Below are 14,805 nucleotides of genomic sequence, written 5' to 3'. Positions count from 1 at the left end.
ATTCTTAACGTGCTGTTACAGAAAGTTCAATTTCCCTCATCTCGACGAAATAGAATTTCTCCAGATCTCAGGTAATCAAACCATACCGGAAAGCAAGCGCCACTGCCTGCTGCCGGTTCTTGGCCTTTAGCTTATCCTGCAGACCGTTCATGTACCAGTCGACCGTATGATTGGAGATCTTCAGATGCTTGCTGATTTCCATCGAGGTCATGCCCTCGGCAAGATAATGCAGGATTTCCATTTCGCGCCGGGTCAGCTGTGTGTCGATCATCGGCACCGTTTCCAGCCCGATAGCTTCGCCCTGCAGATCGAGCAGCCGCCAGAAGGCCTTGCGGGCGATCGCCTCGAAAAGGGAGATTTCGGCCGGCGAGAGCTCAACGGGCCTGCCGCCGAGGCTGAGGCTGCCCAGGATGCCGTTTCGTCCATAGATCGGGAAGACATAGCCGTCTTCCAGTCCGTGGCCGAAGGCATCGACCATCATTTGCTCCATCCGGCGCTGATGTGGGTCATTCCGAAAGGCGGACATACTGTCACGCCAGCGGAAAGGCCGCTGCGCATGCGCAAGATACCGCACGGTCGGATCGACGAGAACGTATTTTTTCACGGCATAGACGTGTGACCATCCTTCCGGCCATCGACTGGCCATTGTCACACTCCATGGGTTGTCTCCTTGCTTGGGGTGGCGAAGCAGACCATAGAAATCGAATCCGTATACGCGGATCACCTTATCGAGTTCCTCGACCGCACTTTCGCTGTCGGAACGCTCGCCAAGAATAATAAGTAATTGAACTAGAGTATGAATTTGCACAAAATGCCTCTTGCCCGGACCAACGAGACCGCCGAAACAAGCCTGCTGAGCCGCCGCTGAATGGTCCCTATTAAAAATTGCAGTTCACAAACTGGATGGTGCGCTAGACGCTCCAGGGAATGCAAGCGCAAATTGTCGCGATATATGCCTAAGCAACAATTTCGAAACTATGGCCACTTATCGCATTCCGCGATCACATGGGCGCGCGAATTTTGAAGCCGGATTTCAGACCTGAATGTCCCGTTAATCGTCGGTTCAGGTAGATTTCTGTAGCATCCAACCCTCCCGTTCTTCGCAGATGCAAAAGAGGTCCCGACGTGTCGTTATTCAAGGTCTATGCAAGAGCTCTGCGCTATCTCGGCGCCTACAAGCTCCGCGTATCCCTCGTCGTTATCGCGAATATCGTATTGGCGGCCATCACCATCGCCGAGCCGATCCTTTTCGGCCGTATTATCGATGCGATTTCCGGTAAGGGCGAAGTCAAGCCGATTCTCATGATGTGGGCGGCATTTGCCGTCTTCAATACCATCGCCTTCGTTCTCGTGGCGCGCGAAGCGGACAGGCTGGCTCACGGCCGCCGCGCGACGCTTCTGACGGAGGCCTTCGGGCGCATTATCTCAATGCCGCTTTCCTGGCATCACCAGCGGGGCACGTCCAACGCGCTGCATACGCTGCTGCGTGCTTGCGAAACTCTGTTTGGTCTATGGCTCGAATTCATGCGCAACCATCTTTCGACGGCAATTGCGCTCGGTTTGCTTATCCCGACCGCGATCTCGATGGATTATCGTCTCTCCGCCGTCCTGATCGTGCTCGGCATCGCATACTGGCTCATCGGCCGCGTGGTCATGAGCCGCACGAAGGATGGTCAAGCTTCGGTCGAAAACCACTACCACACCGTCTTCGGCCATGTCAGCGATTCCATCAGCAATGTCTCGGTGCTGCATAGCTATAACCGTATCGAGGCTGAAACCCATGCGCTGAAGTCTTTTGCCGACCGTCTGCTGCAGGCGCAGTATCCGGTGCTCGACTGGTGGGCGCTTGCCAGTGCGCTGAACCGTATGGCCTCGACGATCGCCATGATGATCGTGCTCGTCATCGGAACCGTGCTCGTTCAGAACGGCGAATTGCGCGTTGGTGACGTCATTGCCTTCATCGGCTTTGCCAACCTGCTGATCGCTCGCCTGGACCTGATGCGCCAGTTCGCGACGCAGATCTTCGAAGCACGTTCGAAGCTGGAAGACTTCTACAATCTGGAAGATTCCGTCCGCGAGCGTGAAGAGCCGGCCGGCAACGGCGAAATCAAGGACGTCAAGGGCGATATCGAGTTCGACGACGTCTCTTTCGGCTTCGCCAACAGCTCCCAGGGCCTGCACAACGTGTCCTTCAAGGTGAAGGCCGGCCAGACTGTTGCGATCGTCGGCCCGACCGGCGCCGGCAAGACGACGCTCGTCAACCTGCTCCAGCGCGTCTACGACCCGCAGGGCGGCCGGATCCTCGTCGACGGCCATGATATCAGCAAGGTCACGCGCAAGTCGCTGCGCCGCTATATCGCCACCGTCTTCCAGGATGCAGGCCTGTTGAACCGCTCGATCAGCGACAACATCCGTCTTGGCCGCGAGAATGCTTCGGAAGAGGATATGCGCCGCGCCGCCGAAGCCGCTGCCGCTGCCGACTTCATCGAGAACCGCGACGAGCAGTACGATACCCATGTCGGTGAACGCGGCAACAAGCTGTCCGGCGGTGAGCGCCAGCGTATCGCGATCGCCCGCGCCATCCTCAAGGACGCGCCGATCCTGGTGCTGGACGAGGCAACGTCGGCGCTCGACGTCGAAACGGAAGCCCGCGTCAAGGCTGCAATCGACAACCTGCGCCAGAACCGTACCACTTTCATCATCGCCCACCGTCTTTCGACGGTCCGTGAGGCCGATATGGTGCTGTTCCTGGACAACGGTCGCATCGTCGAGAACGGTAGCTTCGATGAGCTCAGCCACTCGAACGGCCGCTTCGCCGCCCTGCTGCGCGCCAGCGGTATCCTGACGGACGACGAGGTCCGCAAGGCCCACGCGACCGAAGCCGCCTGATCGGCTTCGAACGAAAACAATCAAAAGCCGGAAGGGCACTCCCCTTCCGGCTTTTTTGTTGGATGAAATTCCAGGTGAAGCACTGGCAGCAGGCACTTGGCGTTTGCAGCATCGATCGCAACGCCGAACTGATCCAGGCAGCTTCCTCATAGACGAGATCGGGCGCGACGATCCACTTACCCTGCTTAAGCGAAAGGCATCCAGTCTGCCGCGGCCATCTCTGGCAGCGACACCTACGAAACGGTAGCGGCTGCCGCTCCGGTCAATAACCACAGCGGAATCGGCTTGCCGCGAAGACGGCCGACCACAGAGCGTTCAGTCCTGATGGGCATCAAGCAGGAAATATTCGGCGGCACGTTACGACTGACCATCAGGTGCGGCCTCGCTTCGGACGACTCGAAGCACATCTTCGTGCTCCTTATGAATGGCATTGCCTTAGGGAACAAAATGGATCGAGGAGCGTAGCCGTTCCATTCGTGATGAACGGCTAGAAAATCAAGATCTCATGGTTATTCGCGAGGTCTTGTCCTTCCGGCTTTGGGCTGCACCTTCTTCCGGAGGGCCGCGAGATGCCGGGGATGGCGGACGCATAATTGAGTGGAGCGTCGATGAGCATTGTTGCCTCCTACCTGTACCGCGATGGTCAGCGAGCAGGGTCCTTCGAAATTGACACCGGCACCGTGCCGACGGTGAAGAACGAGTTCGTCTGGATCGGCCTGCACGATCCGGACGAGCGAGAACTTTTTGCCCTGCAAAAAACGTTCGGCCTCCATCATCTTGCGGTGGAAGATGCTCTGAGCCCGATCCAGGTTCCCAAACTCGATATCTACGATGGACAACTCTTCCTCATTACCAAGACCGCCCATCTGGACGGTGACGTCATCGAGTACGGCGAGACGGCAATCTTCGTCGGCGACTATCACGTCGTCACTGTCAGACATGGTTCCGATCGCGGCCATGGCGCACTGCGCAAACAACTTGAAGCCGCGCCCGAGACCCTGAAGAACGGCCCAGATTACGTCCTGCACGGCGTGCTGGATTTCATCGTCGATGGATACCTCCCCGTCGTGCAGGCCATAGAGGATCGCGTGCTGGAAATGGAGCAGCGAATGCTCGATGCCTTCCTGAGTCGAGAGCAGATCAAGCGGCTCTTCCGCTTGAGGCGCCAGATCATTCGCTTCCAGCGCGTCCTCGGCCCGATGTCGGAAGTGTGCGGAAAGCTGGTTCACCTCGATCTGCCCTGCATCGACAGCGAGGCACGCAAATACTTCAGGGATGTCAACGACCATATCAGGCGCGTCGAAACCACGACTGGTGGGCTTAAGGACGTCATCACGTCGGTCTTCGAAGCCAGCAACCTTCTGGAGCAGCAGCGCCAGGGCATGATCACCCGCCAGCTGGCAGCCTGGGTTGCGATCGCGGCGGTGCCGACAGCGATCGCCGGCATCTACGGCATGAACTTCGAGAGTATGCCGGAATTGAAAACGGAATACGGCTATTACGTCGTCATCGCCGTCATTCTGAGCCTTTGTGGCATTCTATTTTGGCGTTTTCGGAAATCGGGCTGGCTTTAAGGGAACGAGATCGATCTCCCCATGTCGGGATAGAAGAAAGAGCCGGCGGCCTGTCGACCGCCGGCTCTCCGATACAATAAAGCCTCTGCCTATTTCAGTTTGCCGTGGCCGTAAGAATCCACCGACCGGTTGATACGGACCGGCACCGGGACGACACCGGCGAGAGGCCGGCCCTTTTCCTGTTCGCGCTTGTATTCGAGATGATAGGCATAGGCGAACTGGACGGCGATGCCGGCAAGCACGAAGATCGGGCCGATGATCTGATCGCGGTTGGTAATGTAGAGCAGAACCTGCCCAACCATCGCAAGGATGGTGCCGGCGACGAAGATGTTCAGCGAATGCCGGCCGAGAATCGTCAGCGGATGATCGGCCGGGCGGCGGAAAGCCTTCGACACAACGGGAATATTGATCACCAGATAGGCGAGAGCCAACACGTGCAGAAGGCGTGGCAGCGACAGGAATGTCTTGTCGAAATCGGTCAGCACCGCCGGCAGGCCGAGGGCGGCAAGATAGTTCCCGAGATCCCAGAGACGCGCCGTCACCCAGATGAAGGAAAGCACGACATAGCTGAGTGCCAGCGCGAAAAGCAACGGATGACGAGGAAGCATACCGCCGCGCTTGACATGCATCATCGAGACGACGCCGATCGTAAACAAGAACTGCCAGGAGAAGGGATTGAGGAACCAGTCTCCCTCGAACAACATGTTTTGCGGGGCAAGATGGTAGATGCCCGCAAGCAGCCAGACCGCACCGGAAACCGCTAATGCCAGCAGCGTGCTTTTCTCGTTCAGAAGCAGGATTAGCGGCACCATCAGCATCAGCGCGCCATACATCGGCAGGATGTTGTTGTAGCCGATCTGGTGGCCGAGCAAGAGCAGAGCCGGAATGCCTTCCTTCAAGTTCATCAGCACCGCCAGGATATTGATCTCGACCAATAGTCCCGGCCGGTGAAACAGCCAGGCGCCGCAGATGAAGAGCGCGAGCGTCACGAAGGTGGTGATCATATGGGCGAGGTAAAGCGTGAAGGCGCGCCTTGCCGCCTTGATCGCCATTTCCAGGCGCGCGCCCGGCTTGAAGCGGGCACCGTAGGCAAGGCCGACTGCGATGCCCGAGATTAGTACGAAGGCTTCGGCGGCATCGGAAAAGCCGAAATTTTTGGTCGTAATATATTCGAAGATTTGCCCCGGAACGTGATTGATGAAGATCGTGATGAGCGCAAGACCGCGAATCACATCAAGCCTCGTATCGCGCTTGGACGCCGCTACCGATGTGGAAGTTCGTTGGGCGCCAATGGCTTTGGTCGGCATACCTGCCATGGTGTCTCTCCTGTCATCCGTTTTGCAAACGCTACGCTGGCCAAAAGGGTTCCCCCTGTGGCCACACGAATCGCCGGAAAATCAGCTTGGAGATTGCTGCTATCCGACCTGATATCCCTCGTGGGGATTGGCGACTTCGCTGCCGTCTATCGATAGATTGTAGCCGTCAGCATTGGACGCTTTTGAGACCGAAATGCGGTATTTGCTTCCGCCGCATTCGATCTCTGCCGCAAACCCGTCCCAATTGGAAGGAAGCGACGGGTTCACAAAAAGTTGTCCACCCTTTAGCCGGATACCAAGTATACCCTCCACCACCGCCCGATAGAGCCAGCCGGCCGAGCCGGTGTACCAGGTCCAGCCACCGCGCCCGACATAGGGTTCATGCCCATAGACATCGGCTGCCACGACGTAGGGCTCGACGCGATACCGTTCGGCCGCCGCCTTGTCCAGCGAATGGGTGATCGGGTTGAGGATCTGAAAGCAGCGCAGGGCATCGTCACCCCGCTTCAATTCCGCCAGCGCCATGACCACCCAGGTGGCGGCATGCGTATACTGGCCGCCATTCTCGCGAACGCCGGGCGGATAGGCCCCGATATAGCCTGGATCCTTCGGCGACCTTTCAAAAGGCGGGGTGAAAAGGCGGATGATCCGTGCATCCTCGTCAACCAGCCGGTCGAGCACCGCATCCATCGCCTTGACAGCCCGCTTCGGATCACCTTCGCCCGAGAGCCCGCTCCAGGACTGTGCAATCGAATCGATCTGGCATTCGAGGCTCTCCTTCGAGCCGAGTGGCGTGCCGTCGTCGAAAGTGCCGCGGCGGTAATAGTCGCCGTCCCAGGCAACGTTTTCGAGCGCCGTCTTGAGTTCGATGAGATGCGCCTTCCAATGCTGCGTACGGACTTTGTCGCCGCGGTCTTCGGCATACGGTATGAAAGAGCGCAGTGTTCCGGCAAGAAACCAGCCGAGCCAGACACTCGTGCCGCTGCCGTCGATGCCGACGCGATTCATCCCGTCATTCCAGTCGCCGCCGAGGAAGAGCGGCAGGCCGTTCGTTCCCTTGCGAGCAATGGCGAGGTCGAGCGCCAGAGCTGCATGTTCATAAATGGTTGCCGTATCCTCGGATATTTCCGGCTTGAAGAAAGAGTCATGCTGGCCTTCCAGCAGCGCAGGCCCATCGAGGAAGGCAACCTGCTCGTCGAGCACGCTTTTGTCGCCGCTGACGGTACAGTAATGATCGATCGCATAGGCGAGCCACACGACATCGTCGGAAATCACAGTGCGTACGCCCGCCCCCGTCTCCGGCAGCCACCAGTGCTGTACGTCCCCCTCGCGAAACTGGCGCGAGGCCGCGTTGATGATCTGCCCTCGCGCAAGCCGAGGCTCCTGCAGCACGAAGGCCAGTGTATCCTGCAATTGGTCGCGGAAGCCGAAGGCACCGCTCGCCTGGTAGAAGGCCGTCCGCGCCATGATGCGGCAGCCGAGGCTCTGATAGGGCAGCCAAGTATTGACAAGGTTGTTCATGCCCTGATCCGGCGTCGAGATCTGCAGCCTGCCGGTGAATTCCTGCCAGAAGCCCCGGTTTGCCTGCACCGCTTCATCGAACGAGGCCTTTCTGATATCGGCAAGCAGGACGCGCGCCTCCTCTTCGGTCGACGCATCACCCAGAAAGAAAGTGACGTCACGCTCTTCGCCGGCGCCAAGCTCGATATCGATGGCAAGGACCGCTGCCGGATCGCCGTCAAGACCTGTGGAACCGGACAGAGCAGCCGCCGCGGTCACGGCGACAGGCGCCACAATCGTCCCGCTCTTGCCGATGAACTCGCAACGACTTGCCGAGAAACTCGAAATCCTCTCGCTCGCGGCGAAGAAGGCGGTGCGACCCGAATAGTCGATGCTGTAGGGGTTCGTCGCAAACAGCGCCCCTGTCTCCTCGTCATGTTTCGACAGGACGAAAGAGGCGGTCTTCTGCGGATTATTCCCAAGGACCCATTGTACATAGGCGTAGAGCCTGAGCTTACGGCTTGCCGAGCCGGCGTTGCGCAGGCGCAGGCGCTGCAGCTTCACCGGCTTCTCGCGATGCACGGTCTGCGTCACTTCCAGCGCGATCTCGTGCTGCGTGCTGGAGAAGCTGGAATAGCCGAGGCCGTGGCGCGCTTCGAAGCGAATGTCATTGCGCCGGGAAAGTCCTGCAAACGGCGTCATGACCGCACCGCTTTCGAGATCCGCTATGTAGAGGGCTTCGCCGGAACGGTTGATGACTGCGTCGTTCGACCAGGGGGTGAGCTGGTAGTCACGCGAATTGACGCTCCAGGTGAAACCGGCACCTTCCGCCGATACATGGAAACCGAAGCGGTCGTTCGAGATGACATTGATCCAAGGCTGCGGCGTCGCCTGCCCGCCCGGGAGACGCACGACATATTCGCTGCCGTCGCGGACAAAGCCGCCGATGCCATTCCAGAAGTCGAGATCGCCTTCTTCATCAATGACAACGGTCTTGATAGTCGGGGCCGGCAGAGGCGTTACACGCTTGATCGCCATCCTGGCGCGCTCGGTTTGTTCCGTGTTCTCAGGCTCTTCCTTATCGGGCGTAAACAGTATGCGGGCGCGATTCATCTGGTCGACAACCTTGCCGTTCTTGGCATGCAGTGTCACCCGCGAGGCGGCGATCAGCGCCTGATAGGTGCTCTCCTCCATCAAATCCTTGCGGACCGCGAAAATATGCTGTCGCAAGCCGTCGGCATGACCGAGGCGGCGCACGTTTTCGCACATGGCGTCGAGTGCGTGCTGCATATCCTGTGCATAGGACGAGGCGCGCTCGTTCATGATGACGAGATCGGCAGCCACCCCACGCGAGCGCAGATATTCCTGCGCCAGGAGCGCTTCGCGGGCGATTTCGAGGTCCATGTCGTCGTCGATGCGCAGTGTGAAGATTGGGAAATCCCCCGAAATCGCCAGCGGCCAGAGCGCCGACTGCGACTGCATGCCGGCCCGGACGGCGCCGTGGTCGCCGCGAAGCTGCATATCGGGGTAGACGAGAAAGCGGCCGAGATGCTGGAACGCTGCCGCCTGTTGCGAGCTGACACCGACATGGCGCATCTGCACCTGTGTGCGCGTCCAGGCCTGGATGAGTTCGTGGTTGAAGGCATCCGGATGGCGATAGCGATCGATGGCCTTGTCCACCTCGGCACGGCTTGGTGCTGCAATGGTCCAGAAGATCACGCTCACCTTCTTGCCGGCTGGCACGCGCACCGTCCGGCGCAACGACAGGATGGGATCCAAAGTGAAACCGTCGGTGCCGGAAAGGGTAGCACCCGGATCGAAGGCAGCGGCACTCGAAAGAGTGCGGCCACGGCCGATGAACGTCCGCCGGTCGGTTTCGGATTCCGTGTGCCGCGTATCCCCGCCATTGTCGACGATTAGATGCGCGAGACTCATATCCGGTTCGTTCGGATCGCGCTTGTTACGCTCGGCACGGATGACATCGCCGCGCTTGTCGATCTCTGTTTTCACGAACATGCGGGCGAAAGCCGGATGCGCGCTGTCCGTGTCGTCGGATGTAATGACCGGCTCGAGATAGGACGTCACTTCGATGAAGCGATCTTCCGTGCCCATGTTGAATAGCGTCAGGCGGCGGGCTTCCGCATCATGTTCGGTGGCAACGATGCATTCGACTTCGCTCGTGAGATCGCCAAGAACTTTGCTGAACACGACCTTCTCGTCAGCAAATTCCACTCGGACCGTTTCGCCCTCCACGCTCTTTGGCTCTGATGTGGCTGACCACCATTCATGGGTCTCCGTGTCACGCAGGAAGATGAAATTGCCCCAGCGGTCTTCGGTCGGATCTGCTTTCCAGCGGGAGACGGATAGACCGTTCCAGCGGGCATAACCCGCACCCGTTGCCGTCAGCATCAGGGAATAATGGCCATTCGACAGGAAGACGAGCTCGCGTTCGCGCGAAGCCGGATCGTCGATCTTGCGGATAACGGGCCGCATCAAATCGTCCTGGATGCTGGCGGGCGTACTGGATTCATCCTTGCCACTCATGACGGAGATGTCGCGCGGGGCTTTTTCCTGCAGCAGCAGTTCAGCCGCCTCGATGACAGGATCGGAGTGGAAGAGCTCACGCAGCATGCCGTCGAAAGCGACGTTGGCCACGGCTGCGATCGACATGCCGTGATGGTGCGCATAGTAGTTGTAGACGACAGCGCATTGCCTGCCTTCAGGCACGCGTGTTGGCGTGAAGTCGACGGCGTCGTGAAAGCCGAACTTGCCGAGAGCGCCGAGCTTGCGAAGCCTCTGCAGGTTTTCAAGTGATGCCCCCGGATAATATTGGCTGGCGAGCAGCGAGGCATAGGGTGCGATGACGGCATTGTGGCCGAGACCGCGCTTCAGGCCGAGCGTCGGCACGCCGAAGTTCGTGTACTGATAGTTGAGGTTGTGGTCGCGAGCATTGAAGGCTGCTTCCGAGATGCCCCAGGGCGTGCCGAGCTTACGGGCATGGTTCATCTGTTCGGCGATGACGAGATTGTTGGTCTGGTTGAGGATGCCTCCACCGCGCTCCTGCATGACGAGCGGCGGCATCAGATATTCGAACATCGAGCCGGACCAGGAGACCAGCGCTCCGCGCGAGCCGACCGGAACGACCTGCCGGCCGAGCTTATACCAATGCTCCGTCGGCAGGTCGCCCTTGGCGATGCCGAAGAGCGAGGTGAGACGGCATTCCGAAGCCAGAAGGTCATAACAGGCCGCATCGAGCTCGCCGCTTTCCACGCGATAACCAATCGACAGCAGGCGACGCTCTGGACGGTATAGAAAGCCGAATTCCATCGAAAAGGCGAGATCGCGGGTCTTGTCGCGGAGCGCGACCAGGCGGGGGCGCAATGCATCGATATTGGAAAGGTCGAAGGTACTATCGGAGATGTGAGCCTCGCAGACCTTGACCAGCGAGGCCGCCCACAACGTGACCTCTTCCGTCTGCTTCGACTTCACCTCGTGATGCAGGTTACCGGCAAGGTTTTGGATGTCGCGCGCCAGGACCGCGAGGTTGATGACACGGATCGAGGCAAACTCGTGCTCGCGCTTGACAGCGGCAAGTGCATTCTGAAAGCCGGAAATGCGTTCTTCCAGACGGCGGCGCAGTGGCCGCACGGTCTTGCGGTCATCGGGAAGATCGGCCAGCACTTCACCGAGGATGCCCGCCGTATCACCCACACCGTCGAGATTCCCCTGGACATGTGCCGAAGGTGCTTCCGCCCAGTCGCGGCAAGCCGCTGAAACGGCAATCAGGTGACCGGCCAGATTACCGCTGTCGACTGCCGAAACATAGCGAGGTCCAAGCGTCTGCAGCGTATCGGTGTGATACCAATTGAAGAGATGGCCGCGGAACTTTTCCATGCGGTCGATCGTGGCGATCGTATGCTCCAGGCGCTCGATCGTCTCCTCGAAGGAGAACCAGCCGAACTGGCGGCCGGAAATGACGGATAGGAGATAGACGCCGATATTTGTGGGCGAAGTGCGTGTCGCGACGATGACGTGGGGCGTTTCCTGTACGTTGTCGGGCGGCAGATGGTTCTGCTCTGCGGTCGTGAAGGTTTCGAAGTAACGCCAGGTGCGGCGCGCGATCTTGCGCAGTTCGCCGGAGACCGCGTCCGGTATGTTGAGCCGGTCTTCCGTCTCGGCCGACTGGCTCACATACCAGGCGACGGCGGGCGAACAGATCCAGAGCAGCCCGAAGGGAATGCCGACCAAGAAAGAGTCGTTGCCCGACAATGCGGCGAAAACAACCGACAAAATCGCCAGAACCGGAGCATGCCACATCGCTCCATAGTAGGAGAGGATGGTGCCCTGCTTCCCGGCCCCGACACTGGCCGCGGTGCGCCATTGCAGGAGCAGCTTGCGGCTGACGAAGAGACGGTAGAGCGATCGTCCGATCGCGTCCGCCATCATGCAGACAGTGTCGGCGATAAAGATGATGCGCAGCGCCACCTGGGCATTGGCAGCCGCAACATCCGACCAGACAGTATAAAGATGGGCGCGGGCGACGACATCGCTGGTCCGGGGAATGATACCATTGATGAGCGAAAGGGTTGGCGCCACGAACAGGCAGAAGATCAACAGGATCTGCCAGATCAGCGCCCCAAATGGCTCCATCAGATACCAGCCGAGCACGGAAGCGAGGAACCAGGCGATCGGTGTCGCCGACCGGCGCAGATTGTCGAACATCTTCCAACGCCCGAGCGCCGTAACACCGCGTTTCGGGCTGAACATATAGGGCAAAAGCTGCCAATCGCCCCGCGCCCAGCGATGCTGGCGTGAGCTCTCGACCTCATAGCGAACCGGGAAGTCTTCGACGAGTTCGAGATCGGTAACGAGTGCGCAGCGCGCCATCGACCCCTCGAGAAGGTCATGGCTGAGCACCGAATTCTCTTCGATACGACCTTTGAGCGAAGCCTCGAAAGCATCGACATGATAAAGACCCTTGCCGGTAAACGTGCCTTCGCCGGCAAGGTCCTGATAAACATCCGAAACCGTGAAGACGTAGGGATCGAGGCCACGATTGATCGAAAAAACACGCTGGAAGACCGAGGCATCCTTGCCGGTCGTCAGTGACGGTGTGACGCGCGGCTGCAAAATGCCGTAGCCGCTTTCGACACGCCCGCTTTTCAGGTTGATGGTCGGACGGTTGATCGGATGGTGGAGCTTGCCAACGAGTTTGGTGACGATATCGCGCATAAGCCGCGTGTCGGCATCGAGCGTCATGACATATTGAACGTCGGCCGGTAGGGTATTGGCGCCCGGCAGAAAGGTGGTGTCTCGATCGCCGCGCAGCAGCAGGTTCAGCTCGTGCAGCTTGCCACGTTTGCGCTCCCAGCCCATCCAGACGCCTTCAGATGGATTATGGAGCCGGCGGCGGTGCAGTAAATAGAAACGCGTCTTGCCGTCATGGGCGTAGCGAGCCGAAAGATTGGCGATCTCCCGGCGCGCATATTCCAGGACTTCCAGATCGGCAGAGGTTTCCTCCACATCGCTGTCCGGCCAGTCGCTGAGCAACGCGAAATAGATCTCGCCGCGCGGATTGGCGAGATAGTGAACCTCGAGGTTGCGCACCATCTCGTCGACGCTGTCACGATTGGAGATCAGGCATGGTACGACGAGCAGAGTGCGCGCATCCGCAGGAATGCCCTGCTTGAATTCATAACCGACGAGCCGCGCCGGCGTGACGAGGAAGGAAAGCGCTGTGTTGAAAAAGCCGGTTGCGCCTTCCGACGCGGGCAGCGAGAAGAGGATCAGCAGTAAGGCGATTTCAATTGGCCCCATGCCGGCCTCGACCATGAAGCTTCCAACTACAGCCATGGCGATGATGGTGATCATCACGACGGGAACGGCGATCGCCATCCAGTTGAACTTCCGCACCGAGCGAACGAAATGCTGCGCCAGTGTTGGACGATAGTTTGCCCGCGCTTCGAGTTTCGGGCGTTGAGTCCCCGTAATGAAATCGCCGATGTTGGGCTCGTGCCCCAGCGGCTCATCGGAAAGCCCGGCCTCTACCACCATGTCTATGGCAAGCTTGGCGATTTCCACCTCGCTCAGCGGCGAGTGCATGGCAAGCTTTTCGATCTGTCTGCGATAGGTATTGCGCGAGCCGGAATCGAGATTGCCATAATCGGAATGATCCCAGAGCAGTCTGTCGACACGGCTGACCTGCTCGACCCAGACGGACCAGTCCGCATCGTTTATTTCACGCAGGCTGCGGATGATATTACCCATCATCACGTTGCCGGAGGAGAGCCGGCCGTGTTCCGCCATCAGCGTTTCTTCGCTGTCACGACCGAGCTTCTCAAGCCGCTCGTCGAGCCAGGAAATGGCGAGGCTCGAACTCCGTGAGCCATCACGCATGCGGTAAAGAAATTGCGTCGAAAACGTATTGTCCTCGGCAAACTCTTCGAGCGTCTTCAGATAGGCAGCGGCCTTTGCCGTGTCGGCAAGGCGGACCAATTCGTCGGCAGCCTCGTTGGCACGGCGGCGCAGGCGGCGGCTCCGTTCGACGCGGCTCGAAATACGGCGGAGATTTTCGACGAGCACGTAGCGCACCAGCGTCGGCAACGCCCAGAGTTCGCCGATCTTCAGCGTCTCGTGCTGTTGGAAGCCGTCGACCAGCGCCGTCAGGCTTTCCTGCGAGACGGTGCTGTGGGTATGGGCGACATAGAGCCAGGCGAGAACGAGTGTACGCGGGATACCGACACCGCCGACGTTCATAAGCGGCAGTTCGCGATAGAAACGGCGCGGGAAATCGCGGCGGATTTCCTGAATGGCCTCTTCGACGATGTAATGATTGTCGAGCAGCCATTCGGCCGCCGGCGTGATCGTCTCTCCGGCTTCGACATCGGCTGCGGTCGTGCGGTAGACTCGCAGGATTTCCTTCTCGTTTTCCCTGGTGCGCGAGAAGAAGTCGAAAGGCGCGAAGGCAGGCAATGCGCTGACTGCACCGCTGGCCACACCTTCGCCCATTGCCCTGATGTCTTCGTTGGATAAATAAGTCGAGCGGATCGAGTCGTTGTGGTCGATCTGCTTCTCGGACGCGCGCGACAGGCTCGGAGATGGATTGGAAATGTTCATGGCTTTCGGTTCTGGATCCAAACAGCTCTCTTATTCCGGCTAGGTCTGCACTGCTTGCGATGACTGTCGCATGAACGGGCTGGTCATCTTCGAGATCAGCAAAAGCAGGATCGACAGGAGGCTTGCTCCCTTTCGGCGACAGGCCATCCGGATGATGGCATGACTTTACGGATGGCCGTGGCTTTCCAGCGCCCCTGCGAAGCCACTGGAGAAACTTGGACGCAATCGAAATAATTCAAGGCAAAGGACGATCCTGCAATTCCAGCCGCCGGCATGAAAAAAGGCGCATGGCAACATCCATGCGCCTTACGGCGTCCTGACGCGATCAGCGCCTTACGCCTACTTTCGGATATGGACTAAACTGCATAGAACAGGAAAGAAAAAGGGTGATGGGCATCGGACTATCGAGC

Annotated in this window: 5 protein-coding genes; 2 read left to right on the top strand and 3 right to left on the bottom strand. The window is 59.1% G+C overall.

Annotation, left to right across the window (positions count from 1 at the left end; all coding sequences use genetic code 11):
• Positions 1–67: 67 nt before the first annotated feature.
• Positions 68–808 (bottom strand): LuxR family transcriptional regulator, encoded by a 741-nt coding sequence (locus FHT78_RS27935; protein ID WP_183749796.1) that lies wholly within the window; start codon positions 806–808, stop codon positions 68–70.
• A 317-nt stretch (positions 809–1,125) separates the two neighbouring features.
• On the opposite strand from FHT78_RS27935, the gene FHT78_RS27930 reads away from it, so the two are divergent.
• Positions 1,126–2,889, top strand: coding sequence for a glucan ABC transporter ATP-binding protein/ permease (locus tag FHT78_RS27930; RefSeq protein WP_183749795.1), 1,764 nt, complete (start codon positions 1,126–1,128; stop codon positions 2,887–2,889).
• A gap of 608 nt (positions 2,890–3,497) precedes the next feature.
• Positions 3,498–4,463 (top strand): magnesium and cobalt transport protein CorA, encoded by a 966-nt coding sequence (locus FHT78_RS27925; RefSeq protein WP_183749794.1) that lies wholly within the window; start codon positions 3,498–3,500, stop codon positions 4,461–4,463.
• Between the two features lie 89 nt (positions 4,464–4,552).
• Here the strand turns inward: FHT78_RS27925 and opgC are convergent, their stop codons facing one another.
• Complete coding sequence (gene opgC, locus FHT78_RS27920; protein WP_183749793.1) at positions 4,553–5,779, bottom strand: OpgC domain-containing protein; 1,227 nt, start codon at positions 5,777–5,779, stop codon at positions 4,553–4,555.
• Between the two features lie 99 nt (positions 5,780–5,878).
• The gene (locus tag FHT78_RS27915) at positions 5,879–14,395 is read right to left on the bottom strand and encodes a glucoamylase family protein (RefSeq protein ID WP_183749792.1); all 8,517 of its coding nucleotides are present in this window, start codon (positions 14,393–14,395) and stop codon (positions 5,879–5,881) included.
• Between the last annotated feature and the right edge of the window lie 410 nt (positions 14,396–14,805).

Origin of the sequence: Rhizobium sp. BK196, assembly GCF_014193255.1 — a bacterium.
GTDB lineage: Bacteria > Pseudomonadota > Alphaproteobacteria > Rhizobiales > Rhizobiaceae > Rhizobium.
The sequence above is the reverse complement of the archived record's forward strand: the minus strand, read 5'-3'. Positions and strand labels throughout refer to the sequence as shown.

What these genes read in the sequence shown, in the direction of transcription:
- opgC (WP_183749793.1), bottom strand. Translation starts at nt 5,779, where the DNA reads ATGGCAGGTATGCCGACCAAAGCCATTGGCGCCCAACGAACTTCCACA.
- FHT78_RS27925 (WP_183749794.1), top strand. Translation starts at nt 3,498, where the DNA reads ATGAGCATTGTTGCCTCCTACCTGTACCGCGATGGTCAGCGAGCAGGG.
- FHT78_RS27915 (WP_183749792.1), bottom strand. Translation starts at nt 14,395, where the DNA reads ATGAACATTTCCAATCCATCTCCGAGCCTGTCGCGCGCGTCCGAGAAG.